Origin of the sequence: Rhodoflexus caldus, assembly GCF_021206925.1 — a bacterium.
GTDB classification, from domain to species: Bacteria; Bacteroidota; Bacteroidia; order Cytophagales; family Thermoflexibacteraceae; genus Rhodoflexus; species Rhodoflexus caldus.
Window position 1 is genome coordinate 130,515 of the sequence record NZ_JAJPRF010000005.1, and the last position, 26,054, is coordinate 156,568.

Sequence of the window (26,054 nt, forward strand, 5' to 3'; positions counted from 1 at the left end):
TAAGTTGTATTGCTTGCAATAAAAGGGTAGTGTTTACGGCGTAGAGAGAATATGGTCGGCAATGTGGAACAGGTATGCCTGCCAGCTGTCAGGATTCACATGGTAAATGGTCGTGTCTTGGTCGCCCATGCTGATATTGAGTTTTACATAACCGATGATGATTGCCCAAAGCGTTACATAAATCATTTGCGGCTTTTGCGTATTTCGGATGCTGCCATCCTGTATGCCTTCTTTGATAATGCTAATCACCATGGATACAGGTTGATTATGAATGGCTTTGATTTTTCGGTAATAATGACTTTCGCGGATTGTTTCTGTATTGAGCACCCCCTGCTCGCCCTCTTTTTGCTGGCGAATGGAAAGCCGTATGCCGGACATGTAATTCAGAATAGCCTCATGGTAATAGAAATGCTTTTTGCTAAACTCGGTATAAGCCTGCATAACAGCCAGTACTTTTTCCTTACCCGTTTTGTCTTGCATGGAAGAGAGTATTTTCTGATAGGTGCTGATAATCAGCTCAAAAGCCTTGTAAGTAATTGCCATTAACAAATCTTCTTTGCTGCTGAAATAAAAGTACAACAAGCCTTTGCTCAGTCCTGCTTTGGCAGCTACTTCCTCCATCTTGGCATTATGGAAGCCTTTACTGAAAAACACTTCCTCCGCCGCACGGATGATAGCTTGCTCTTTTTCCTGTCGTTCCAATACGCCCATGCCTGTATAACTTGACCAAGAGTTAAGTTGTTTGACTTTCGGTCAAATTATATCTTTTTCAAATGAACACCAAATCATTAGGGAAATTTCATTTTGCGGTTTTTCCTGTAAGTAAACGGCTTTTTTTTATATTACAGGACTACCAACCTGTTCAATGACTATGATAGCGTATGTACGTTGTTTACTTTTTACTGTTTTTTGCTTGGGTTTGTACTGTTCCAACCTTGCAAATGCGCAGGTAAAAAAAGGAACACCTGCCAAATCCAACACCCAAAAACCGGCCAATGACGATACCGAAGCATGTATTCAGGTACTGAAAGATTTTGCCCAAGCCTATTCCGGCATTTCAGAGCATCGCAACCGCGATAAAGTGCTTGCTTTTTTCACCCCCAATCTTGCTACGGAAATAACTACCATCAATATTAAAGGCAACGTGCAAAATCGTTCCAGCGACTATCGGCAGTTTGCACAATATCTCGACGGGTTAATTAACACCCGCACATTAAAAATTCGTTATTCGGTTGATAAAATATTGCACACTGTCGTCAAAGGAAATTTCGGCGTAGTAGTTTATGAAACCTCTTATGAAATCCTGCGCGACGGCGAATCGCTCATTAAAGGTACGGAAGTAAACACCGCTAACCTGATTAAGGCCAACAACCGCTGGTTGATTAGCTACTACAACATCTACGATATTGCCGCCAATGTGCAGCGGGGCAGTTGTCAATGCGAAATATTCAAAGGAGATGACAACAAGTATGTAACCCGCACCAGCTATCCGAGCGGCACGCGCTACGAAGTAACCATGGATAACTTCACCATCGGATTTAACGATAAAGTCGGTGGTCGGCTGATTTGTGTCAGGGACTTGTTTTTTGTTTGGAAGCGCACCGGCAATATTGTCCAACTCTCTATGGAAGGCAAACAACTGAAAGAAACAGGTGAGGAATTGGGCGTTACCGATGACGACCAAGAGATGCTGCTCACCATACTTCGCACCGTATTATTTGCCGATAATTGTTTGTCTGTAAGAAAACGCTAAGCACAACATGAAAAATATCCGCACCTACATCTACTGGCTGGCAGGCATGGTTGTATTGCTGACAGGCCGCTCGGGATATGCTCAGGAAGCCCCCCTGAGCCTGAAAGACTTCTTTATACGCTATGCACAGGTGCGAAGCCAAATGCACCAGATTGGCGCTGAGGCAATGCTCTCCGAGTTCTTTGACCCACGCATGACAGGCGCACGGGCTGACTACGACATCAATAACCAGTTGAAAATCACAAAGCTGGACTATAAAAGCACACAGGAACGCTATTTGAGCGAGTTGGAAAGCGGCATTATCACGCAGATAAAGCCTGTTAAAATTCTCCATGAATCCGTGAAGGACAATAAAGGGCTGCTAACAGCCATTAACGAACAAAGTAAGATTAAAGACGGGCAGGTATTGGAAAAACACACCGTCATTTACACCATGCTGCTGCTGCCTGATGAACAACGCAAGTGGAAAATTTACAACTATACGGCCACTTATCTGATTGATGAAAAAAACAAAGGCCTTTGCACCTGCGAGCTGTACAACAGTTCCAATGGCAACATTGCCAGCCGCCTAATATACCCCGAGGGCGAGTCCATGACAACGGCGTTGGACTATTTCAGTTTTAACAGCGCTACCAAAACCATTACCGCCAGCAATGGCCAGAGCTATTATTGGGACGGAAGCACGGTAAGCACACCCGACAAAAAGCACCAGTTAGGGGCTGCCAAAACGGCCAAAGATGCCATCACGCTCATTATTTTAAAAGACCTTTACAGCAAGTTCTGCACCGAAATCAGGTTAAAATAATCGGCTTGTTAAACTATGTTAAGCAGTGAAGCCGCAACACCGGTTTCACGTTAATATTGTATTCCCAAGCCATGAGTAAAAAACAACTTCGCTATATCATCGCCTTTATGTCCGGGGCAACGCTCGGGCTTATCATGCTCCAATTTTATTGGATGAAAGAAGATTTTGAATTGAATGCCGTTCAGTTCAAAAGCAAAGTCATAACTGCGATGGAAAACGTAGTGCGCACGTTAGAGCGCCGCGAGGTATTGGCGGCAATGGCCAAGCATAAAGAACTGATGGCGCAGCGCGATGCACTGGTGGCGCAGATTCTTGACCAAATTAACACACAAACGCCCAAAAACAACCAGTCCTCTTCGTGGGAACAATCAAACATACAGTTGTATGACTCACATTCGCAAACATGGTTAAATTATTCACAGGAGCAATATTCCATCGGCAATCATTTGCGGAACGGCAGCGCCATAGGGCATGAGTGGAACAGAACTTCCATGCGCATTGGCGATTCGGCCGTGTACCTGCGGCAGTTGCAGCAGCAACGCGTGCTGGAAAACTTGGAAGCGCTTGAAATGGTTTGGAGCATTATCAACAACCGCCAAAACTTCAACCGCCCCCTTTCCGAGCGCCTCAACGTTAAACTGCTCGACTCGCTGCTGTCGCACGAAATACGCGACAAAAACATTGAGTTACCCTATCAGTTTGGCGTGTTGGTAAAAGATACGGCCAATGCCTATCAGTTTGTGTACACCAACGTTAAGGATGAAAAGGCAAATCTGGAATTGTTGCGCAACGGATTGGTTATCAGGCTTTTTCCTAATGACGACATCTCACCTGCCAGTTTTCTGTACGTCTATTTCCCCGATAAATACAAGGCTATTTTCATGGAGATGATTGCCGTGCTGTTGTCTTCCGCTGTTTTTAATACCATCATTATTGCCTGTTTTGCATTTGCCATTTCTACCATCATCCGACAGAAAAAACTCTCGGAGGTAACTCGTGATTTCATCAACAATATGACGCACGAGTTCAAAACCCCTATTTCTACCATTTCGCTGGCCTGTCAGGCTTTGCAAGAACCTGCCATGCGCGCCAATACCCGCATTTTAGACCGCTATCTGGGGATTATCAAAGATGAAAACAATCGGTTAGGGCATCAGGTAGAAAAAGTGCTGCAAATAGCCTCCTTGGAAAAAGGCGATTTTAAGTTAAAAATAGAGCCTGTGGATGTGCATCGGTTGCTCCAAAAAGCAGGCGAAAACATGAAGTTGAGCATAGAGTCCCAAGGCGGGCAACTTTCTCAACAATTGGAAGCCACCAAAACCATTGTGCAGGCAGACAAAGTGCATCTGACTAATATTTTTTACAATCTGTTAGACAATGCCATCAAATATTCACCCGAGCGTCCGGAAATTGCCATCACTACCGAAGACGGACGCAGCGGAATCATTATTTCCATTGCCGACAAAGGTGTAGGGATTTCCAAAGATGTTATCAATCGGATTTTTGATAAGTTTTACCGCGTGCCTACCGGCAACATACACAACGTGAAAGGCTTCGGGCTTGGCCTGAGCTACGTAAAAACGATGATAGATGCTCATCACGGGCAAATTACCGTACAAAGCGAACCCGGACAAGGCAGCATATTTACCATATTCTTACCATATCAGCATGAACCTCAACAAAATCTTATTGGTTGAAGATGACCCCAATCTCGGCCAGATTCTGAAAGACTATTTGGAAGTAAAGGGCTTTGAACCGACGCTATACCGCGATGGCAGAAGCGCCCTGCGTGCATTCAAAAGCGAAGTGTTTCAACTTTGCATTTTTGATGTCATGATGCCGATTATGGATGGCTTCACACTGGCCGAAGAGGTGCGAAAAATAGAAAAAGATGTACCCATCATATTCCTGACGGCCAAATCCATGAAGGAAGACACCATCAGAGGGTTTCAGATAGGTGCTGACGACTATATCACCAAGCCGTTCAGCATGGAAGAACTGTTGCTGCGTATCAATGCCGTCATGCGTCGTTCGGTTAAAGCAGCTCCGCCCGCGGCAGGCACTTACCAAATCGGAAATTTTACCTACGACACCAAGTTGCATACCCTCACGGGCATGGGCGAAGAGATAAAACTGACTTCCAAAGAAGCGGAATTGCTGGAAATGCTCTGCCAATATAAAAATCAGGTATTGGAGCGGTCTAAAGCACTGCGCCAAATTTGGGGCGACGATAATTATTTCAACTCCCGCAGCATGGACGTTTACATCACCAAACTGCGCAAATACCTGAAAGCCGACGAGCGCATCCAGATTATGAACATCCACGGCACAGGCTACAAACTGTTAGTGCCGGAGTAGGCGCTACAACGCCACTAATTCAATAATTTCGCCGAGAGGCGCTGTGAACACTACTGCTTCGGGGGCTTCTTTGTTGCGGATAGGCAAGCCCACTCGGCTGATGATTTCATAGCCCGCTGCCGCGATTTTTTGTGCTGCTTGTTCCAAATCGGGTGATTGCCAGCAGGCAGAAGCTACACCCGTTTTTTCAAACGAACAGGGGAAAGTTTGGTAGTCATAGGTAGGATTGTGAGGTGCGTAAACGTGTTGTTCCATGCCTATGCGATGCGTGCCGTGCCCCATCAGGAGCATATCAAAGCCCATATCGGGAGGCCCTGCCATAATTTTGGCTGCAAGCGGCTGTTTCAGCGGCAGGTCGTTCACGGGCGAAATGCCCAGTACAGGCTGCCAAAATTGCTCTATCGGGCTGCGGTCTTTCATGGAAATCACCACGTTGGCAGGCGAATTAATGCCCTCCACGGCAGACTCTTTCAACAGCGACACACCTCCTTTGCGGCGGACAATCTGTGTAACAAAGATTTGTTCGCCCGAAGGGCCGATAAACGCCGCACTCTTCATCACCACCATACCCAGCGGTTCGGGGCCTTCGGCATCAAACTCTGCCGGTTCGGAAACCGCACCAAATCGGTGGCGCAATACGCGGTAGTAGGCGCTGTCTATATCCGGTGTGCCTGCTTCAATTACAGCCATGCCTAAGTCCCATGGGCGGGCACCCAAGCGATTGGGCGACGCTTCGGTAAGTGAGGTCTCCAACAGGCGCACAAGCGAGCCTTCCGCGTGCCCCAATAGCGCATAGCGTCCCAAGTGTTGGCCAAAAATTTGCCGTTGCACGGCATTGAGCACACCTTCCTGCCGTATTTGATAGCCAAGTGCCTGCACATAGAATCGCATACTTTGCGCCCAGCAATTGGTAACAACACTGACAGCCTGCAATGAACCCGTTAAAAGAGCCTGTTCCATAATCGCATTTTTTTTGATATGCCCAAATGTAAATAGTTTTTACCTTGCTGCAAGGGGGGTAACTTTTAACGGTTTTTTTGCGTAAAAATACTTGCAATAATCCGAATGCAGTCGCTTTACTCTCTATTGCTTCTTTCGGAAAGATTCATTTAATTTTGCGTCAAAAAAATATCGGGCTAAACCATATGAAATCGGAAGAAAAACTTCGTTACTCTGAGTCGGAACTGAAAGAGTTTGAGGAGTTGATAATGAGCAAGTTGCAGAAATCGCGCGAGGAACTGCAACACTTAAAAGACTCCATCACACGCAAAAACACAGGAAGCGACGATAACATAAGCAGCCTGAAGTCTTTGGAAGACGGAGCCGATGCCCTTGAAAAAGAACAATTGAACCAATTAGCTGCCCGTACACAAAAATACATTACCCAGCTTGAAAATGCGCTGGTTCGTATCAAAAACGGCACTTATGGCATTTGTATTGACACGGGCAAGTTAATTCCCAAAGAACGTCTCAGAGCCGTTCCACACACGCAGCAAACCATTGAGGCAAAACTGAATAAATCGCGGTAATCATTTCATCTGATACTATCACAAAACCCTAAAGGTATGCACCGCCTTTAGGGTTTTCCGTTGCAGCCATGTCCGCACCCTCCGTATTTTTAATGAACCACATTGAGGCCATGATTTTCTGTGCGCCTGCCCCTGTTCGTGCCGATGAACTACGGCAGTGCCTCAACGAAATGCTGGCAACCGAAATACCCGCAGAAGACGTACAGGCAGCATTAGATGCGCTCCAAAACCGATATGACCGCGATGACACCGCCCTCCAACTGGTACGCGCGGCAGGCGGGTATCAATTGCTCACCAAACCTGCCTATAAGCAAAGCGTGGGGCTTTTGCTGAAAAACACGTCCAAAAAGCGATTGTCGCAGGCTGCTCTGGAAACGCTTGCCATCATTGCCTACAAACAGCCCGTTACCAAAGCGCAGATTGAACAAATCAGAGGCGTGGCGTGCGATTATGCCCTGCAAAAATTATTAGAAAAAGAATTGATAGAAATCAGGGGAAAATCTGACGGCCCCGGGCGGCCTTTGCTGTACGGCACAAGCCCTGCCTTCATGCAGTATTTTAACTTGAACGACTTAAAAGACCTGCCGCAACCCAAAGACTTGCCGCAGGAAGAGAATCAAAATTTATTGCCTCCCGAAACCGAATAAAGGGGGAAATCCGATAGAATAGCTGTATCTTTGCAACCAAATTGATTTATTTTTTCGGCCTGTCGTGAGATAGACCGTAAAGTTACCAATCACATTTCTCTTATTTGCAATCAGTCATTTTTATGAACAAGAAACCAGCGAAGCCCGGAAAGTCAGGCTTCAAGCAGGACAAAGGTCGTGCGCAAAGCGGTAAGAAGCCTTTCCGAAATGCATCATCGGGCGATAAAAACAAAGGCACTTTCAATGCGAAGCCATCTCTTCGCAAACAATTTGAAAGCAACAACAGCGGCGGCAACTTCCGCAGAGAAGGCGGCAACAGCGAGCGCCCTGTATTCCGCAAACGCTTTGACAACGACAGCAACAACGGCGGCGGTAACTTCCGCAGAGAAGGCGGCAACAGCGAGCGCCCTGTATTCCGCAAACGCTTTGACAACGACAGCAACAACGGCGGCGGTAACTTCCGCAGAGAAGGCGGCAACAGCGAGCGCCCCGCATTCCGCAAACGCTTTGACAACGACAGCAACAACGGCGGCGGTAACTTCCGCAGAGAAGGCGGCAACCAAAACAAGGGTGGTTACTACTGGTGGAAAGATATTCCCGAGGGCTACGAGCGCAACTCAAAAAGCACCTCACCGCGCCGCAAAACCCAAAAAAACCCGCGTACACCCGACTACGACATGTCTAAAATCAAGGGCATAGGAGAGTCCAAAGGCATCAAATTAAATCCGGGTGAAGGTATTCGCCTGAACCGATTCATTGCCAATGCCGGTATTTCTTCACGCAGAGAGGCCGACAAGATTATTGAAAGCGGGCGAGTGTCGGTCAATGGCAAAGTCATTACCGAAATGGGGTATCGCGTAAAGCCTTCCGACCGTGTAGAATTGGACGGCGAAATACTGAAACGCGAGCGCTTGGTCTATGTACTGTTGAATAAACCCAAAGACTACATCACAACAACAGATGACCCTCAGGAGCGCAAAACCGTTATGGAATTGGTAGAAGATGCCTGTGAGGAGCGCATCTATCCGGTAGGGCGTTTAGACCGCAATACAACCGGCTTGCTATTGCTGACTAACGATGGCGCACTGGCTGAAAAATTGTCGCATCCATCTAATCAGGTAAAGAAAAACTACCAGTTGGAGCTAAATAAGCCATTGGAAGAAAGCCATTTTGACCAAATCATGAATGGGATTGAGTTAGAAGACGGCTTTATCAAACCGGATAAACTGTCCTACATGACCGACGACCGCATGATTCTTTCCATTGACATTCACAGCGGCAAAAACCGCATCGTAAGACGCATTTTTGAACATTTCGGGTATGAAGTTGTGCGTTTGGATAGAGCAACCTACGCAGGACTAACCAAAAAAGGACTGCCGCGCGGCCAATGGCGTTATTTGACTCAACAGGAAGTCATTCGTCTGAAATTTTTTACAGGCAAGAGCAAGAAAACAACTTCGGAAGACTAAAACCAAGCATCAAAAAAACCGCTTCGCAAGAGCGGTTTTTTTGATTTTAAAGTTTAACGCCAACTACGAGCATATCGTCCAATTGCTTTTCGTGGCTTTGCTTTTGCCACTCTTCAATGAAGGTATGGAGTTGCTGCTTTTGCATATCAACAGGCAACCGATGAATAATGCCAAGCAACTCCGTAAAGTTTTTAGAACCGAGTTTGCGCTTATGTTCACCGCCAATCTGGTCGCGGTAGCCATCGGTAAAAGCATAGGCAAATACTTTGTCGGTCAGCGGCTCCGTATATTCATGGAATGTTTCCCGCGAGTTGCTCCCGCCGATGCTCATTTTATCGCCTTTCAGGGTTTTGCATTTGCCGTTGCTGTCAAATAACACAAGATTTTGTTTGGCACCCGCAAACGAAAGCGTATTGGCAGTCGGGTCAATTACTACTACGCTGATGTCCATGCCATCCCGATTGCCTGTGGTTTCCTGTTTCAGCGCATTATAAATTTTGACTCTCAAACTGTTCAAAATTTGGGCAGGCGCAGTCGTCTGATTCATTTTGATAATCTCATAGACAAAGTTGATGCCTATCAGACTCATAAATGCGCCCGGCACACCATGCCCTGTACAGTCGCCAACTATCAGGATTTTCTTTTCACCTATTTGCGTTGCCCAGAAAAAATCGCCGCTGACAACATCGCGGGGTTTGTAGAAAACAAAATATTCGGGAAAAATCTCCCGCAGTCGCTCCTCATCGGGTAAAAGTGCTTCCTGTATGCGCTGGGCATACTGTATGCTTGATTTGATATTGAAGTTTTGCTTTTGCAGCAGTTGATTGACTTTGGAAAGTTGTTCGTTGCTGGCGTGCAGTTCTTCGGCTGTTTGTTTAATTTCTTCCGTATAGGCATCATTGCGCTCAATCGTAACCAAAAGTTCCTGCTGCTGCTCATCCAGAATTTTGGCATAAAGCGCATCTTTAACGGTTTGCTTGTACAGCATGTACGCCCATGTTCCCGAAATACCCGATACAGCTGCCGCTAAAATACCGTGAAAGATAAAAGCGGTCAAACTCATGTAGTCAAGTTGCGTGAAATAGATTTGTTTGAACCCCGTATATTGCAAATAGGCAAAAGTGGCGTGGTGAATCACAACTATGGTAATCAACGGAATCTGTAAGCGCCAGTTCCGATAAATAATCAGCACGGTAGCACTGATAAAAACCCAGAAGTGCATCTCAAACAGGCCGTGCATCTGGTAAATAAACTGGGCTGCAAAAATGGCAGATATGGCACTCAGTACGTACTGATATAACGAAGACTGCGGCAGCAACCATTTTGCCGCGTAGTACAAGCCCAAACAACTCCCTCCTACTACTACGGCAATCAGCCACGTGTCGTAAAAAGGTGCTATGGCAAGCCCAAACAGAAACTTGACTGCCAACAGGTAATTGACAATCGTGTCCGATTTTTTGTTGAGATTGCTGAAAACAGCCTTTATTTCCTGCTTGGAAAGTTTAGTAGGGTCAATGGTATTCATTCAGTGTAGTATAACAGGGTTATGAGTTATTGTGCTGCTTCATCCCATTCAATGGCACAACCATAGGAAATGGTAGCTAATGAATCAAACGCAGGAAGCGGTTTTCCGGTTATGAGGCTGTATAAAGCCTGCTCTACATAGTTAGTTGCTTGGTCGGTACAGTAGCGGGAACGGTTGTAATTTCCCCTGAAATAGAGTGTATTATCTGCCCGAATAATAGCAGCCTGAGGCGTGGAATAGACCCCGCAGGCTCGTGCTAAGGCTTCATTTTTATCATGAATAACGGTGATGCCATCGGGCAAATAGCCTTTGGCCTTTTCAAGGTCTTGCGCATCGGGCGTTACGGCAAAGAAATCTACCTGCTGCCCAAATGCGCGATACAAGGTGTTGAAATGCTGCAAATTAAACCTTGAACAAGGACAGGAAGGGCTGAAAAAGTGCAAGAGTATGGGCTTGCGATGCCGTTGCGGTTGCAAACTGCTGTTGTTAAAGGCAATCAACTGCCCCGGAGATACAACTTTGTAGTTGCTTGGAACAGGCGTAGGAAGCAAATACTGCACCTCTTGCTGCCAGAAAGTCCAAGCTATGAGCAACAGCAAGGATACACTGACAGCTACCCATGCTAAAAATCGTAAAACTTGTTTCATTGTAGATTATACATTCAAAGCCGGTTGTATCGGTACTCTCTAAGGAAAACACTTACAGTAGTTTTTGACTGTTTGATGTGTGATGTGCATAGTTTAGAAGAGAGAGGGAGATAAGCCAACTGTTGAAGTTGTCATGCTTTTTAAACTTATTCAGCCTGCTAATTGTTCTGCCATAAGTACGTCAATTAGGAAGCAAAAATAACACCAAAGCAACTTAGTTGGCAGTCGGTTTTTTATCAAATACTTTCAGCGATTATCTAACTACTATGCAACAACCACCTCGCTGGAAAATGGCAGTGCTCATTTGGATAGCCATTTATCCCACGCTTACTTTTTTATTGTTTCTGATAGGCGATTACATCAATCAAATTTCTTTTTTACCCTTTCGCACGCTGGTACTGACACTGATTATTGTGCCGCTGATGGTTTTTGTACTTTTACCTACGTTAAGCAAGCTGCTGCGCCGATGGCTGCACGGTTAATTTGACTACCGTATCATTTTTTTATATTTTCACCCAAAAAATGATACGGTTCTTATTTATTTTTCTACTGCTGTCCATATAAGATACATGGGCGGCTACTCATACGCCTGCCTGCATCACCGCTTCATCCGAAAATTTGTATGGCAGCCACGTGCAACCTGTCAAGCCGATTGCAGTAAAAAAACGTGAAAAGAGGAAAATGCACCGGGCAAATACAGGCAGCCTAATAGCGACTGCTGCATTTATCGAAATCGCTGTCATTGGCATTGCGGATAAGCCTGTGTTGGCTGCGGCTGCCGGAATTTTTTTGGTAACTGCCTTTGTGCTTGGCATTGTCGGCGTGATGAATTCCGGTCGCAAAAAGGATAAATCGGGACGAGGGTGGGAGCTCGCAGGCATCATCCTTGGCGCATTGGTTATTCTTTTTGAACTTGCCGAACTCATTCTTGATTGAATGGGGCAATCAAGCAAACTGAAACGCACAGTGCGCAGATATGTCGGAATTCGGATGAGGGATTTCAGATGTAAATACAAGGGTAAATCCATGCCATGCGCCAACCTCTCGGTCAATTAGCGTTCCCGTAATAAATCCCGACATTGAGGCCTATCCATTGCAGCGATGTATTATTCACATCTTGCAATAAATCGCCTAATGGCAGGTTCAAATGAGGCTCTACCTGTAAAGTAGCCCCTTTCAGCGGCATGCGCACACCTCCTCCCAAGTAGATGGTTCGGAAAGGCTGCACAGAATTTTCTACCGATTGTCTGGGGTTTTGTACCCTACCCAAAAAAGTATTTTGGGCTACTGTTTCAACGTGCGTTCCATTAACAGCCAAATAGCTGACGCCGCCGGCATTGAAAAATATTTTTTTACCTATGAAATATTTGATTGTCAGAGGCACTTGCACAAGATTGAGCCTAATGCGCGAATATTCGGTTTCATCGGCATAAACGGGTACTAATTGCTGCGTACCAATGGGGTCGCGTTGCAAACTGTTGAATACGCGAAAGCGCTTTTCGGGCGTTTTGTAGGTAGTTTGCACAAATTGAATGCTTGTTGAAACGGCTACCTTCTTTTGGAGAAACCACTCCACACCCGCACCTACACCATAAAATGCTGCATGATTGTTCACGGTTTTGCCGTCAGTAATGCCCGAAAGAATCTGAATGCCCGGCTGAACTTTTATCACCGTTCCCGTTTGCGGAGTTGCTAAATCATTTACGGGCAGATGAGCAACAGCAAGTATGGGAAATTGCCAAGAGAAACTATCGGCTAAGGTCAGTGGCAGCAAATCAACTTGGGCAAGCATCACAGGTTCAGCCGTTGAAGGCAGCAATTGCCGTTGTTCCGACTGCAAATTTTTCTGCGGGATTGATTTTGAGGCAGTTATGATTGGTGTTGATTCCACAGACAGCGTTCTACCCGATGCTCCGTTTTTTTGCCGAGCTACGGATGGTGTATGTTTGGCCAAAGGCATTGTTTTTTGAGCTACCTCAGCATTCGGTTGCAAAGTGTTATCGGGAACGGCGGCAGAGGCGGTATTTTCCTCCGCACTTTGCGGCCGATTATCTTGCGGAACTGTTTGTGCAGAAACAATTTCCGTGGAAGCCGTTGGCGGCAACATGCGCCAGTAGTACACAGCAGACAGCCCTACGGCTGCAATCAGTACGGCTGCCGCAATACGCAAGGCAGGGTGCTGCCACAGCGTTGCCATGCGTGCAGGCGATTTGTGCAGGTGATTCCTGTTAAACTGTTCCCATGCCCCCTGCTCGTAGGCAACGGGATAATTTTCCAGACTTTCGCGGAATTTTTGGGCTAATTTATCGTCAAAATTATTTTCCATGCTGCTTGTCGGAAATCATTTGCCTTAACTTCATTTTTGCACGTGCCAAATGCGATTTGGAAGTTCCAACAGGAATTTCCAGCATTGCTCCGATTTCTTCGTGTGAGAACCCTTCAATTTCAAAAAGGTTGAAAACTGCCCGTTGTGCAGCGGAAAGGCTTTGTACCATTCGCATAATATCTTCTGCCGAAAGTTGCTGTAATACCCCTTCGTCAGGCGCTTCTATGTTGGTTTGCTGAATATCGGTCTGTCGCAGCTCGCGCTTGTTCTTGCGCAGCCTGTCCAATGCCGTATTAACTACGATGCGGCGAATCCATGCCTTCAGCGAACGTTGCTGGTCGTGACGGTTCAGGTGTTGAAATACTTTAACAAAACTGTCGTTGGTAATTTCTTTGGCTTCTTCCGAATGGTTGGAATAGCGCAGGGCAATACTCATCACATACCCGTAAAACCGCTTGTAAAACAACTCATGCGCGCCTCGTTTATCGGCTAAACAGTCGCGAATGAGTTGTATCTCGGCATTATCGGGTTGGTTGGTGTCTTTTATTTCCGCTGTCTGAACCGGATAAGTCATGTTAAGTTTGTATGCTGAAAACTAAACTTGTTTTTCATACGGTTTTGCTGCAATTAAGTTTGACGATAAAATAATTTGAAACTGCGCCTGCGCTCCAATGACATAAAATCACAATCGGTTTGCAAAGAAAATTCCGAGCAAGTCATTGAAAATCAAAAGACTCCACTTGACAGGTTATAGAAAACCCGTCAAGTTGGCACATCATTAGTTAGCTGATGCTTTTTCAATGCATATAATTTTGGCAACCTTGCCGATTGTCGGAATGCGTGTGCCACAAGGAATAATACCGTCTTCTATGGTATAAGCAAACCGTATGCGCTCGCCATCTTCCAGTGTAACATTAAGGTGTGAAATATCGGCAAGCAGCCGTTCGCCATTATTCAAAACAAATTCTAAGCAGCCATCTACCGGGCGCTTGTCGCTAACAGTGGCTTCTGTGTTGGCACATGCCGTCTCCGTCAGGCAAGTCAGTTTGACAGGGGTTGCTTTTTCTACTTTTTCATCGTAAAGCATACAGCGAAACAGGTCGTTGTAGCGGTTGTCGCGTCTGACTTTTTTGTAACCGATTACATAGCGTTTGCCGGGCGTTACCTGTACAGGGGCAAAAGTCGGGAACATCTCCCATGGTTGCAGGTATTCTCCTGCGTCGGTGAGGAAATAGACATTGCCAAAAGCGCCATAGCCCGCACAGGACATCCGCACGGCCGTAACAGTAATGCCGCAAGGGACTTCTTTGTCCTTCTGATTGTCGCAATCTTGCAGTACATCTTCTTGGAGCGGATAGTTACAACCTGCCATAGTAAGGCTCAGCATTGCTATAACGGCAAGGCTGAAAAGTTTAAGTGTTTGATACATGACGATTAAAAATTTGTTGGTTTCGTTCCCGATACGCAACCTGTTTGGCAGGCGTTGCAACTGTCAATAAAAAATCCGAGCAGAAACTGCCCGGATTTTCTTGCTTAGAATTGATGAGGCTCAATTATTATCTTGCGGCTATTGAATGACTACCTTTTCAAGGTATTCATCAGTGCCTACTTTTATCTTGAACAGATACATACCCTGAGGCAGTTGCTGGCGGAATTGGATGCGGTATTCGTTGGCATTGCTTTTTTCCATGGCAGCATCCATCGGGCGACCTGCCAAATCGAAGCATACGACGGACACAGGCGCATCGGCTCTTTCTACGCGCAAATACAGGTGGTTTTGCGAAGTAGGATTAGGGAACAGGGTTGCACCGTTGGCCATGTTGATGTCTTTGAAGTAAACCACGACTATTTTAGAGAACGTAACCGTACCGTCTTTGTCAATTTGTTTCAGGCGATAATAGTTAGCGCCGTAGTGTGGTTCTTGGTCAAATACTTCATAGTTGCGGGTGGTGAAACTGTCGCCGCTTTCGCCAAAAATAGCTGAAAATGTGGTAAAGTTGATACCGTCGCGGCTTTTCTGTACTTCAAAACCGGCATTGTTTCTTTCGGACAATGTAGTCCAGAAGATACGGGTTTCTTTTTCGCCGCTGCGTTCTGCACCAAATCGGCTGATTTCTACGGGAAGCAGGTTGAGGTTGTCAAAAATAGCACCACCCAAACCTGATGCTTCGGCACAGAAATAGGCATTGCCTTGCAAAGCACAGTCGGAATTGTTGCTGTTGCGGCTGCTGACACCGCCGTTGTTGTAAATGGTCATCACGGGGGGCAATGGTCTTGTCAGGCGCACCAAGCCACCGCCGCCGCCGCCGCCATTGCCGTGGCAACTGGCAAATTCTACGTCGCCGCCTTTACCGCCCGAAGCATATACGCGAATATTGGTGTTGTAGGTAGGGCCGCTCATGAACACGCTGCCGCCTGCGCCGCCGCCACCGCTGGAGTCGCCACCCGCACCTGCCAGTACAGACTGACCATTTGCCATGATGGAATAGCCATTGCCGACAAATGTATTGCCCATAATCAGTACGATGCCGCCGCCGTTGCCACCGGGCGTAGCGGTATCGTTGTTTTGCTGACCGCCACCGCCGCCGCCGCCTAAGAACAGGCGATAGGCAGAATAATCAAGGGCCTGACCGCCTTTGCCGCCATTGTTGGAGGTAGTGGCGTTATTAGGATTATCGGCACATCCGTTGTCTGTTGCATTACCGGTACAGTTCCACTGCCTGCCACCATCGGCACCTGCACCAAAGTTGCTACCGCCGCCACCGCCGGAGTTGTGTGGATTACCGCCGCCGCCGCCATTGGTCAGTTTGGAACGCCCGCGGTTAAAAGTAGTTTCTGCAATACCTTCTCCTTTTCCGCCCCACTGTGCATTATTGGTAGCCCATGTGCCATCGCGGCAATCGCCATTGGAGGTGCTGACTGCTCCACCACGGAAGCCCATTCCTGAAACATCTATATCGGAGTTTAGCGTAAGCGTACCTGTTACCCACAGCGCCAGTACTCCACCTGTATCACCATCCCACGGCTGTGCAGTAAGAGGAGCAACAACCGTTACATCGGTATAACTGGGTACACGTATTATCTGCACCCTACCTGCGGGGTCAAAAATATTGGTAGTAGCTGCCAATATATTAATAGTGGTAGCATTAGGCACGGTGCTAATCGTAGCAAATTCGTACCTGCCTGCACTATTGTAAGCCGTAATCGTTCCAAAGTTAGGATTGGTAGCCGGTGCAGTGGCATCTATGGTTGCACCCTTCATCTGCATAATCAGTACGCGGTCGCCGGGGTTGAATCCTGCACTGCTATTAACCGTAAAACTTGTACGGGCTCCATTGATGGCTGTTACCCGAGCATAACGATTCACGATGCCGCCAATTTGCCCGGCAGGTAAACTACCGGTAAATATGCGCAGGTTACGCAGGGTAATATAGCTCTGGTTGGGGTTATTGATGCCGTGAACGTTATTATTGCTGTTGCTGGCGTCAAATACAAATTTGATATTATTGATAGCTTGCCCGCTGTTTGCCATGGCTAAGTCGTTGACAAATTGCGTATTACCTATCCATACGTCCACCAGATTGTTACCAACGGTTTGCGAACTGCCATCAGGGGCAGTGTAGGTTTGCGCTGTACCGGAGCGGTTTACTACCCACGTCAGGGTTTGTGTACCGGACTGGTTGGCGCTGGTAGTAGATGTACCATCCGGATGGGTAATAGAAAACTGGTTTCCGTTTACCAGATTGAATCGCAGGCGCGCCGTAGGTGCATGACGGGTCAGGTTTGCACCAAAACCATTACCTATCATCAACTCGGCTGCGTTAGTCGTATTTCCAATGGTGCGCGTACTGATTTCCGCTTGAATAATCACAAATGTTGGGGCAGTGGTAAAGTTGGTAGACTTAACGGCAAACACTCCGGAAGGAGGAGATGAACCTGTCGGGCCGCGCATAAAAGTAAATTCGCGGGAGGAACTGCTGAAAGTAAAGGTGTTGTTGTTATTGGAAAGAACAGGGTCGCCGGTGGCCTGTACCACATCAAATTGTCCGGTATAGTAATCCATGGTATTAAACCCTGCTACTGCATCATTTCTGGCCGTAGAAGTATAATCATATCGTGCATTGCGTCCGATAGATGAGCGGGTTACTTTGAGCGTACCTGTACCCGCTACTACAAAACGAGCATCATAAATTGTCAATACACCATCTACACGCAACTCGCCGGCAGGTGTCGTCATCGTCTTTGCATTTACCGCACCATTGGTACCATTAAAGAGGCCTAAATTGTAATAGTTTACGGCTCTTACATTTTGAGGCCCCGCGGCACGTATGTAATTAACTGCACTCAAGAAGTAATTCACATCAAACACGCCCGTGTTCATGGGCTGGGTCGCATTGGCGTACTCTAATGTGCCGCCTGCCTCTTTAGTATCGGGCGTTCCAAAGGGGCCGAAAGCGGGATGATGCCTGTACCATCGGTCTTGCCGCCAAGTAGAAGCCGCATTGACACCATCCAGCGTACCTGTAATGCGTACCAATGCCTGACTATTGACTATTGCACCTGCCCCGATGACTACATTGTTACCAAAATTCATGAACGTGCGGCTAAACAGGTTTTGGCTCGTAGCAAAAGTAGCTGCACCGGCATTGAAAGCCGTGGCGGTGGGGCCTGCGATTGAGATAATCCCCCCTTCAAATACCATGTTAGCAGCAGTCGTTACGGCTGTGCTTGTCCATGAGGCCAAAGAGTCCACACGAACCATGCCTTTAAAGTTGGTAATACCGCCGTCGTTATTGTCCACAAAACTTGCAGAACTTGAAATGCGCGTATTGCCATTAACGGTGAAGTTGTTGCCTTGTACTGTTAAGGTACGACCGGCATTGACCGTCAGATTGTTACAGGCAGCCGCAACATTGACCGTACAGTTGGCATTGATAATGACATTATCCGTTGCAGTTGGTACTCCCGCAGGAGTCCAGTTGGCTGCCACGCTCCAATTACCTGCCGTAGTGAAGGTTTTTTGCGCCCATAACATCGGCGCAAACAAGCATCCAAGGGTTAAAAATAAGATGTGAAGTAAAAGTGGCCTCATAATCAAGCAAGATTTATATGCGATATAACGCAAATCATGTTCTATTGTATCATTCCAAGAGGCCACGCGTGCATAAAATCATGTAACATTCATAGGCATTAATAAAAAAATAAGACACACTGAAAACGTATTGCGCATCCTTTCACCAAGGCGCAATTGATTAAAAACCTTATTTGTAAATGATTGGAGAAAATTGAATGCTGTAATAGGCAAGTTTATGAAATATGCGCTTATAAATTGCTTGCGTAATTTTTACAGGCACATTTTAATAAAAACATACAAACAATTGTCCATCTGACACATGTTAATTATGAGCAGCGATTAAAGCGCAGCACCCTGTTTACTGATATTTAACAGAGTAAAAATTGTACTTTATCAAGACAAGTTCATTGGGTCGGTGGCTGTTTCACCGGCGGCGTTTTCTTAAAAAACACCCCTAAAGCCATACCAATGACCAAGCCGATAGCAGCCGTTTTAATCCACTCGTCTAAGGCAATATCGGAGGCTGTGATATTATTTACCGCTTGCAGATTGCTTTCATATACTGCTTTGCCAAACTGCTCTACCATAACAGCCTGATTGCTTGTCATCCATTGGGTTAGATTGGCCTTATGCGCGGTCAGCATATCGGGCATGATGTAGGCCAGCAATGTATATACAAGTACGGCATAAAAAGCGGCGGCAAATACGGCGGTTAATGCCCCCAGAAACACCCCTTGCCAACCGTGCAACCAGCCTTCCATGTGTTTCATGCGGAAATACCACAGACCGCCCATCAGTACCATGGCATACAGCGGCATAAACATGAGTTTATACTGCCCGAAAGGATTTAACCCAAAAGCGTATAACAGTATCAAAAACAGGCAGATAACCAAGGCAGCAACAATACCTGTCAGCAATGCCGTTTGAAGAAGTTTTTGTTTCATGTGCAAAACTACATATTCTTTTGGGTTTGGTTTTTCTATCTTTGCCCGTATGGAATTACTTGCATCGCTTGCATTTATTGACTGGAATGCAGACCCTGAGATTTTTTCACTGGGGCCGTTTACTGTCCGTTGGTACGGACTTTTGTTTGCGCTGGGCTTTTTTGTAGGCCAATTTATCATGGCGCGCATCTATAAACTGGAAGGTAAACCCGAAGCCGACCTTGAAATGCTCATGCTCTACATGATTGTTTCTACGGTGGTAGGCGCACGACTGGGGCACTGTCTGTTTTACCAGCCCGACTACTACCTTGCCCACCCGATAGATATCCTCAAAGTATGGGAAGGCGGGCTTGCCAGCCACGGAGCAACCATCGGCATATTGCTTGGCCTGTGGCTCTATACCCGCAAGCGCCCCGACCAACCGTATATGTGGCTGCTCGACCGCATCGTGATTGTAGTAGCCCTCGGCGGCGGATTCATTCGCTTAGGCAACCTGATGAACTCAGAAATTATCGGCAGCCCGACCGATGTGCCTTGGGCTTTTATCTTCCACAAAGTAGATGAAGTACCGCGCCATCCGGCACAACTTTATGAGGCTATTTCCTGCTTCTTACTGTTTGCTGCACTCTATTACAGTTATAATCAAACCAAAGAAAAAACACCAACGGGCAGGCTGTTCGGACTGTTCGTATGGGTACTTTTCAGCCTGCGCATTGTGTACGAATTTTTCAAAGAGAACCAAGTACCGTTTGAAGATACACTGCCACTGAATATGGGGCAAATACTCAGCATCCCGCTTGTACTGATTGGATTGTGGATTTACATCCGTTCTTTCCAGTCCAAGCCTACTACTGCCTGAAATTGGCAAAACATTTGAACCTTAATTTTCACCAAACTTACTCTATCGTGAACATGAATCGTCTGATTAAAACCTTTTCAATCCTGACTTTCCTATTGGTCGCTGCCTTGTATGCACAGGCTCAATCCGTCAATATTACGCCGGAGCGCAAACGTGCCATAGACTCGCTGGCATTGGAAAAAGTACGCGACCTGAGCAAATACATCAGCATTATTGGCGATAAAGCCACATCAATGACAGAATCGCAGCGCGTAATTGAGCGCACAATGGAACTGTTTATGGAAGGTGCGCAAATGGGCGTGTCTTCGTTAAACCGCAAAGGGGTGCGGTATTATCCCGTACAAAAATACTTGGAACGCTTGCGTGCACTGAACTATCAACGCGTAAATATTGAGTGGTATAACATTCAGTATATCAGCGACTTGGTACAACAACCCGATGGCAGATTCGTAGGCGTTATCACCATCTATCAACGATTTGAAGGTGTAATGGAAGACGGTATGCGCTATGTGGACGTAACCAAAAAAGATATTACCGTTTACGTGGAGCGCAAGCAACAGCAAATCGGTGGCCGCCTGATAGGCTTCTGGGATGTTCTTCTGGGCGACATCAAGGTTACTGAAACCAAGCGCGGTTAATGATTACCCGTTTTGCGTTAATTTGCCTTATCGGGCTGATATTTGCCGGCAGCAATAGCCTCTATGCACAGAAAATTGCTGTCGGCGATATTACGGACTTGTACGCCGCCACCAAGCAGTTGTCGCAGTTTATCAAGCGTTTTAACAACGAAGAAGACCGCCAAGGGGTGGCCTACGACCCCAAAAGCAAGCTGTACCGCGAGCCTGAACAGCGCAAACAATACCTGAAATTGCTGTTTGATGAGCAAAGTATAGCCATTCCGCAAAGCCTCCGCACAAGTTTTATTGCCGATGTTACCCGAAACGAACACCCCGTATTCCTTGATTTTTTTGCAGGCGAATGGTTTGCAGAAGTGAAAGTAGCGGTCAGCTACAACGGAAAAGAGGAAGAGGCCGTTTTGTTCATGGAATTGGAAAAAGCCGGACAAGGCTACAAATGGGTGATAGACCGGGTGTACTTTCGCCCCTATGCTCCGTACATCAGGCACACAACCAAAAACCCTAACAACTTTCTCCATCCACAAAGCCATGAGTTGGGTTTTATGAACCTGAACAGAGTTTTTGAGTCGCCCGCAACAGCCGAGGATTACACGTCCAAAGACTACCATCCGCCCGAACATCTGGATATTTTCATGTACGATTTGCGGCGCGGAGTCATCAAGTTCATTACCGTTAATGACACCCGCTTCCATTTTTTCCAAATCAAAGGCTGGTATTTTGAGGTGGCCAATTTCAACCGTCCGGGGCTAAACAGCGGCTGGCTGATTAACAATCTGGTACAATTGCCGCCCGAACAAAAAAATGTGATGCTGAATTACATTTACCGCGAAAACCGATAGTTTCGCATCATGAGTACATCGGTTAAGGCATGGATTAGTGCATTTCGCCTGCGCACGTTGCCACTGGCACTGGCAAGCATTTTTTTGGGCAGTTGGCTTGCGGCAGCAGACAATGGCTTTCGCTGGGAAATATTAGGCTTGTGCGCACTCACGACTATTTTGTTGCAAATCCTTTCCAATTTGGCCAACGACTATGGCGACTCCATCCACGGTGCGGATTTGGTAAAAGAGCGCCAAGGCCCCTCGCGCGCGGTGCAGTCGGGCAAAATCAGCCTCGCCGACATGAAACTCGGCATGATAATTTGCGGTGTGCTGGCTTTTATTTCGGGTTTAACATTGCTTTACGTAGCCTTTGGCGACTTGCAACAGGCTTTCTGGATTTTTCTGCTGTTGGGGCTTGCCGCCATTGCAGCGGCTGTAACCTATACTGCCGGAGCAAAACCCTACGGCTATGCCGGCTTGGGTGATATTTCCGTACTGATTTTCTTCGGCTGGGTGGGCGTAATAGGCACTTACTACCTACACACCCTGCAATTCAATGCAATTTTGTTGCTGCCGGCTACGGCCTGCGGTCTGCTGGCAACAGCTGTGCTGAACATCAATAACATCCGCGACATAGCATCTGATACCAAAGCGGGCAAACGCTCCATTCCTGTGCGGCTGGGTGCAGACCGTGCCGTACTCTACCACTGGTTGCTGCTCTTCGGCGCAGTAGGCTGTGCGCTCATCTATGCCATCCTGCTCGGCAAAGGCTTCTATCCGTTGCTGTTTCTTGGGGCTGTGCCTGCGCTTGTGCGCAATGGTTTGGCAGTCAGTCAGTTGCGCAGAAACCCTGCTATTGATGCGTACCTGAAACAGATGGCACTCAGCACGCTGCTGTTTGTAACGATGCTGGGCATTGGGGTTTATCTGGCGGGGTAGCTTCGCTTTACGCTAAATCTTTTTCAAACAATCCTGTATCCATTGCTGCACCATTTGCAGCGCTTCGCCGGTGAGGTTAGGCAGTTTTTCAGGCGGATATTGTCGGTATTTTTCTAGAATGACCGATTGGACATGTTGTCTTTCCGGCTCAATCAGTGCACGCCGTTTGCGGTAATCAACGTTAATGTGTCTTTGCAACTCTTCTGCCTGCCACCACAGCGACCCATCGGGTGCGGCAGCGGGTGTCAGCAAATGTTCGGGCACTTGTGCGCCAAAGAAAAAAGGAATAAAAACAGATACACAAGGATTAGAAGTGCCTGTCAGCCATACAGTTGGCGACTTATCTGTACTGATTTCCGCAACCATGCTGCCAGTAGTGCGGCTGGGATTGAGCAAACCTGTGGCGTGCATACAAATATCTGCCGTTGTTGCTTTGGAAGGTTTAAACTGTGGATGCGGCAGATGATGCGTGGCCAAAAAATCAAAGCAGTGCGCTGCCGTAATCTGCCCTTGATGCGTTGCAAGTAATCCTGTTGTACACGCCTGACGCACTTTGCCCCTGCCAACCGTTGTATAAAGCCAATCACTGAAAGCGCGGCTGAAATCAAACGGCTGCCTGCCGTTCCACCAACCTTTGGCACGCGCAAAAGAGGCTGCCTGTTCACTTACCACATCAGCATCAGCCCCTATGCTCAGGCGGTTGGAAATGGTATGATACGCGCGAACTTGACCATACGCCCAGTGCCTGTCAGCGGTTTCCAGCACATAGGCTTCGCGGGCATCGGCAATCAGGAAGCTGTTGTGGTAATAAAACGACCGATTGCGATAGCCTCCGCAGGCATCCTGCCCGTATGTTTCCAACAGGTTAATGATGCAATGCAATGCTTCCCGCGCTGTTTTGGTTCGCTCCAATGCCAGCCGCAACATATCCATCCCCGTTAATCCCGTATTTTGTTTTTTGATTTTGACCCGTGTAAATACCGCCTCGTTGCCAATGGCTACTCCCCATTCATTCACGCCCATTTCTGCACCCCACATCTGAAACGGTCGGGAAAGAATACAGGCATAGGTTTCCGCTGCCTGCGGAATACCAATAAAGGTTGTTTGGCAGGTTTTACTCTGCCATGTTTGGCGTGGCAATAGGGTAATTGCCTGTGCCTCATCGGGTTCACGGTCGGAGTTTTTGGCCAAAACAGTGCTGCCGTTGGCAGTAACCGCAGGCAGCGCAACAAGGGTATCGCACATAATGAGGCATAATAAGAAAAATCAGCGAATTATCCGATGATATCTGCAATCATCAGCATTCTCAAACATTCAGATATAAATCCTCATTGTCGGGAATGCAGCACAAAAACTTGGCATAAGCAGTTAAGCAGATTAGAGCGCATAATTTCCAATCATTACCACAAGGGCACAGACCACAAGGGCACAGAACACAACAATTTTGTGTATTTGTTTTTTGTGGTGAAATAAAGACCAAAGATGTCGTTCGCTTTAAATTGCACAACTACATAACTAACCTTAAAACGATATAAATTCGCTGTATGATTCGCACAGAAGTTATTCATCAGGTTTTAGAAGATTTAAAACCCTATCATGCCACGCTGGTAGCCGTTACCAAAACGCGCCCACAGGAAGATTTGCAAGCCCTCTACGATTTCGGGTTGCGTATTTTTGGTGAAAACCGAGTGCAAGAAATGGTGCCTAAACACGAGGCACTGCCTGCCGATATTCAGTGGCACCTCATCGGGCATTTGCAAAGCAACAAGGTGAAATACATTGCGCCGTTTGTGGAGTTGATTCATTCGGTGGACAGTTTCAAACTATTGCAGGAAATTAACAAACAAGCAGCCAAGCACAACCGCACCATCGCCTGCCTGTTGCAAATGCACATTGCACAGGAAGAAACCAAATTCGGGTTAGACGAACGTGAACTGTTTGCCATGCTGGAATCGCCCGAACTACTGGAACTGGAAAATATCCGTATTGCAGGGCTGATGGGTATGGCTTCCAACACCGACGATATGGCACAAGTACGCCGCGAGTTTGCAGGTCTACGCGAAACTTTTGAAAAATTGCGTTCTTGGCTGCCCGATATACAGGTGCTGTCTATGGGCATGAGCAATGACTACCGCATTGCACTGGAAGAGGGCAGCAATATGGTGCGCATCGGCAGCAAATTGTTTGCATAAAGCAGTCGGCTAAGTAAGTGAACAGTTTAAAATGACCTTTCAAATTTACCACAAAGCCCGCTGAGTATTACGCCAATAGCACCGAGTGTTTTTATGATGAATCTGTTCTTTGTGTACACTGCAATTAAAACTTTGCGCACTCCGCGGTAAAAAAAACGCGTTAATCTGCTCACCTGCTTAAATGAGGGTTTTGCACATAACAACCCATCAGAGCACCACCAGTTTCACATCTATGTTGCCGCGGGTAGCTTTGGAATACGGACAGGTTGCATGGGCTTTATCTACAATTTCCTCGGCTTCTGCTTTACTCAAATGAGGCAAGGAAACATGAATCTCAGCCCCTAAGCCAAAGCCTCCTTCAATCTCATTACCAATGTGGACTTTAACGGTAACAGTAGCGTCTGCCATGTTTTTACCCTTGCCGGCAGCTTGCAAAGCACCGCCAAAGCAAGCAGCATAAGCGGCGGCAAATAATTGCTCGGGGTTGGTATAATTTCCTTTGGGGCCGCCCAAAGCTACGGGTTGGCGTACTTCAAGGTCTAAAACGCCGTCGTCGGATTTTACGTTTCCGGTGCGTGCACCTACGTTGGTTACCGATGCTGTGTAGTGTATTTTGTTGAGCATATTTGTTGCGGTTGAGCTTATCGTAAATGTAACAATTATCTCTCAATTTCACTACGCTTCGGGCACCGGAGGAATACCTGTTCCTTCCGGCACTTGTTCTATCAGTCGCGCGATTTCTTCTCTGATTTGCTCAACGGTATAACTGTCATCAAATACGATGGGCGGCTTAAACCGAACGGAAAGGGTTGTGCCACGTTTTTTGAGCTTCAATCCCTTTTTATCAAATGCCCGACGGAATCCGTTCAGCACTACCGGTACTACTATGGGTTTAAAGTCTTTGATAATGTGTGCCGTTCCTTTGCGCACAGGTGCATAGGGTTTTGTAGTGCCCTGCGGGAAGTTAATTACCCAGCCGTATTCCAATGCTTTTTTGATTTTTTCGGGCGCTTGCCTATCCGGGGCACGCTGTATGTCTTCGCCTTTGCTGCGCCATGAGCGGCGAACGGTTACGGCTCCGGCATAGGTGAAAACCTTTGGCAAAAATCCGCTTTCAAGCATGGTTTCTTCGGCAGCCACGTAAAAACTTTTTACTCTTGGCAGAAAAAAGTATATAGGAAAGCGAATAGAATCTTTCATCCGCCATTTGACGCTGCAAAAAATGTGGTACAACGCAATCACATCGGCATAGTATGTCTGGTGATTGGATATGAAAAGGACGTTCTTGTCGGGCAAATCCATCAGATATTCCGTTCCTTCTATCTTCAATTTGTTGATAATGTTCATGCGTGCATACGTACCTACTGCGAAAACGCTCAGCAGCGCACGTTTCAAAATCAGCCAGTTGCCGAAGGGGTCGCGCCGAAGAAACTTCAGCCGCGGCAACTTTACTTTTTTAGGATTCAGTATGCGAAGAGCCATCACAAATGCAGTTTAATTTTGTTGCGTTAAGGTTATGCCGTCATGA

At 46.9% G+C, this 26,054-nt stretch carries 26 protein-coding genes; 14 read left to right on the forward strand and 12 right to left on the reverse strand.

The genetic code is table 11. The annotated features are described in order from the left end of the window. Positions 1–33: 33 nt before the first annotated feature. Entirely contained in the window at positions 34–711 is a 678-nt protein-coding gene (locus NDK19_RS08125) for a TetR/AcrR family transcriptional regulator (protein ID WP_250631373.1), read from the reverse strand. Positions 712–871: 160 nt separating this feature from the next. Here NDK19_RS08125 and NDK19_RS08130 point away from each other — a divergent pair, with 160 nt between their 5' ends. The 4 genes from NDK19_RS08130 (at position 872) to NDK19_RS08145 (ending at position 4,916) form a co-directional block, all read left to right on the forward strand. After that, positions 872–1,753: a nuclear transport factor 2 family protein gene (locus NDK19_RS08130; RefSeq protein ID WP_250631374.1), complete on the forward strand. Its 882-nt coding sequence runs from the start codon at positions 872–874 to the stop codon at positions 1,751–1,753. A 7-nt stretch (positions 1,754–1,760) separates the two neighbouring features. Next, entirely contained in the window at positions 1,761–2,558 is a 798-nt protein-coding gene (locus tag NDK19_RS08135) for a hypothetical protein (protein ID WP_250631375.1), read from the forward strand. Between the two features lie 71 nt (positions 2,559–2,629). Continuing rightward, positions 2,630–4,255: a sensor histidine kinase gene (locus tag NDK19_RS08140; protein ID WP_250631376.1), complete on the forward strand. Its 1,626-nt coding sequence runs from the start codon at positions 2,630–2,632 to the stop codon at positions 4,253–4,255. After that, a complete protein-coding gene (locus NDK19_RS08145; RefSeq protein WP_250631377.1) occupies positions 4,227–4,916 on the forward strand; it encodes a response regulator transcription factor in 690 nt (229 codons plus the stop codon). The genes NDK19_RS08140 and NDK19_RS08145 overlap by 29 nt, the downstream gene beginning before the upstream one ends. Before the next feature lie 3 nt (positions 4,917–4,919). Here the strand turns inward: NDK19_RS08145 and NDK19_RS08150 are convergent, their stop codons facing one another. Beyond that, complete coding sequence (locus NDK19_RS08150; protein ID WP_250631378.1) at positions 4,920–5,876, reverse strand: VOC family protein; 957 nt, start codon at positions 5,874–5,876, stop codon at positions 4,920–4,922. Positions 5,877–6,061: 185 nt separating this feature from the next. Here NDK19_RS08150 and NDK19_RS08155 point away from each other — a divergent pair, with 185 nt between their 5' ends. The 3 genes from NDK19_RS08155 (at position 6,062) to NDK19_RS08165 (ending at position 8,561) form a co-directional block, all read left to right on the forward strand. After that, positions 6,062–6,445 (forward strand): TraR/DksA family transcriptional regulator, encoded by a 384-nt coding sequence (locus tag NDK19_RS08155; protein ID WP_250631379.1) that lies wholly within the window; start codon positions 6,062–6,064, stop codon positions 6,443–6,445. Positions 6,446–6,513: 68 nt separating this feature from the next. Then, on the forward strand, positions 6,514–7,092 hold the full coding sequence (scpB, locus tag NDK19_RS08160) for an SMC-Scp complex subunit ScpB (protein WP_250631380.1): 579 nt from the start codon (positions 6,514–6,516) through the stop codon (positions 7,090–7,092). Between the two features lie 122 nt (positions 7,093–7,214). After that, a complete protein-coding gene (locus NDK19_RS08165) occupies positions 7,215–8,561 on the forward strand; it encodes a pseudouridine synthase (protein ID WP_250631381.1) in 1,347 nt (448 codons plus the stop codon). Between the two features lie 46 nt (positions 8,562–8,607). Here the strand turns inward: NDK19_RS08165 and NDK19_RS08170 are convergent, their stop codons facing one another. Continuing rightward, positions 8,608–10,086 (reverse strand): PP2C family protein-serine/threonine phosphatase, encoded by a 1,479-nt coding sequence (locus NDK19_RS08170; protein ID WP_250631382.1) that lies wholly within the window; start codon positions 10,084–10,086, stop codon positions 8,608–8,610. 26 nt (positions 10,087–10,112) lie between these two features. After that, a complete protein-coding gene (locus tag NDK19_RS08175) occupies positions 10,113–10,733 on the reverse strand; it encodes a DUF6436 domain-containing protein (RefSeq protein WP_250631383.1) in 621 nt (206 codons plus the stop codon). 266 nt (positions 10,734–10,999) lie between these two features. On the opposite strand from NDK19_RS08175, the gene NDK19_RS08180 reads away from it, so the two are divergent. Both NDK19_RS08180 and NDK19_RS08185 read left to right on the forward strand, forming a co-directional pair. Continuing rightward, positions 11,000–11,215, forward strand: a complete 216-nt coding sequence (locus NDK19_RS08180; protein ID WP_250631384.1) for a hypothetical protein — start codon at positions 11,000–11,002, stop codon at positions 11,213–11,215. Between the two features lie 151 nt (positions 11,216–11,366). Continuing rightward, entirely contained in the window at positions 11,367–11,669 is a 303-nt protein-coding gene (locus NDK19_RS08185) for a hypothetical protein (RefSeq protein ID WP_250631385.1), read from the forward strand. A 112-nt stretch (positions 11,670–11,781) separates the two neighbouring features. Here NDK19_RS08185 and NDK19_RS08190 read toward each other — a convergent pair whose 3' ends face one another. The 5 genes from NDK19_RS08190 to NDK19_RS08210 all read right to left on the reverse strand — a co-directional run bounded on the left by NDK19_RS08190 (position 11,782) and on the right by NDK19_RS08210 (position 19,077). Next, entirely contained in the window at positions 11,782–13,059 is a 1,278-nt protein-coding gene (locus NDK19_RS08190; protein ID WP_250631386.1) for a porin family protein, read from the reverse strand. Then, positions 13,049–13,633 carry an RNA polymerase sigma factor gene (locus tag NDK19_RS08195; RefSeq protein WP_250631387.1) on the reverse strand — a complete coding sequence of 195 codons (585 nt, stop codon included), beginning with the start codon at positions 13,631–13,633 and terminating at the stop codon, positions 13,049–13,051. Before NDK19_RS08195 ends, NDK19_RS08190 begins: the two co-directional genes overlap by 11 nt. Before the next feature lie 204 nt (positions 13,634–13,837). Beyond that, positions 13,838–14,488, reverse strand: coding sequence for a hypothetical protein (locus NDK19_RS08200; RefSeq protein WP_250631388.1), 651 nt, complete (start codon positions 14,486–14,488; stop codon positions 13,838–13,840). A 138-nt stretch (positions 14,489–14,626) separates the two neighbouring features. Further along, entirely contained in the window at positions 14,627–18,094 is a 3,468-nt protein-coding gene (locus tag NDK19_RS08205; RefSeq protein ID WP_250631389.1) for a T9SS type A sorting domain-containing protein, read from the reverse strand. Between the two features lie 443 nt (positions 18,095–18,537). Next, positions 18,538–19,077, reverse strand: coding sequence for a DUF4199 domain-containing protein (locus NDK19_RS08210; protein WP_250631390.1), 540 nt, complete (start codon positions 19,075–19,077; stop codon positions 18,538–18,540). A 49-nt stretch (positions 19,078–19,126) separates the two neighbouring features. Between NDK19_RS08210 and lgt the strand changes: the two genes are divergently transcribed. From lgt to NDK19_RS08230, 4 genes are read left to right on the forward strand one after another with little or no spacing between them, the layout of a single operon-like run. Further along, on the forward strand, positions 19,127–19,936 hold the full coding sequence (gene lgt / locus NDK19_RS08215; protein ID WP_250631391.1) for a prolipoprotein diacylglyceryl transferase: 810 nt from the start codon (positions 19,127–19,129) through the stop codon (positions 19,934–19,936). Between the two features lie 53 nt (positions 19,937–19,989). Then, positions 19,990–20,574, forward strand: a complete 585-nt coding sequence (locus tag NDK19_RS08220) for a hypothetical protein (protein ID WP_250631392.1) — start codon at positions 19,990–19,992, stop codon at positions 20,572–20,574. Then, positions 20,574–21,413 (forward strand): hypothetical protein, encoded by an 840-nt coding sequence (locus NDK19_RS08225; protein ID WP_250631393.1) that lies wholly within the window; start codon positions 20,574–20,576, stop codon positions 21,411–21,413. Before NDK19_RS08220 ends, NDK19_RS08225 begins: the two co-directional genes overlap by 1 nt. 9 nt (positions 21,414–21,422) lie before the next feature. After that, the gene (locus NDK19_RS08230; protein ID WP_250631394.1) at positions 21,423–22,334 is read left to right on the forward strand and encodes a 1,4-dihydroxy-2-naphthoate polyprenyltransferase; all 912 of its coding nucleotides are present in this window, start codon (positions 21,423–21,425) and stop codon (positions 22,332–22,334) included. Positions 22,335–22,346: 12 nt separating this feature from the next. Here the strand turns inward: NDK19_RS08230 and NDK19_RS08235 are convergent, their stop codons facing one another. Continuing rightward, positions 22,347–23,579 (reverse strand): C69 family dipeptidase, encoded by a 1,233-nt coding sequence (locus NDK19_RS08235; RefSeq protein WP_250631395.1) that lies wholly within the window; start codon positions 23,577–23,579, stop codon positions 22,347–22,349. Between the two features lie 299 nt (positions 23,580–23,878). On the opposite strand from NDK19_RS08235, the gene NDK19_RS08240 reads away from it, so the two are divergent. Continuing rightward, positions 23,879–24,526 (forward strand): YggS family pyridoxal phosphate-dependent enzyme, encoded by a 648-nt coding sequence (locus tag NDK19_RS08240; protein ID WP_250631396.1) that lies wholly within the window; start codon positions 23,879–23,881, stop codon positions 24,524–24,526. A 207-nt stretch (positions 24,527–24,733) separates the two neighbouring features. On the opposite strand, the gene NDK19_RS08245 is transcribed toward NDK19_RS08240, so the two are convergent. Next, positions 24,734–25,150 (reverse strand): organic hydroperoxide resistance protein, encoded by a 417-nt coding sequence (locus tag NDK19_RS08245; protein ID WP_250631397.1) that lies wholly within the window; start codon positions 25,148–25,150, stop codon positions 24,734–24,736. A 51-nt stretch (positions 25,151–25,201) separates the two neighbouring features. Beyond that, positions 25,202–26,008, reverse strand: a complete 807-nt coding sequence (locus NDK19_RS08250) for a lysophospholipid acyltransferase family protein (protein WP_250631398.1) — start codon at positions 26,006–26,008, stop codon at positions 25,202–25,204. Between the last annotated feature and the right edge of the window lie 46 nt (positions 26,009–26,054).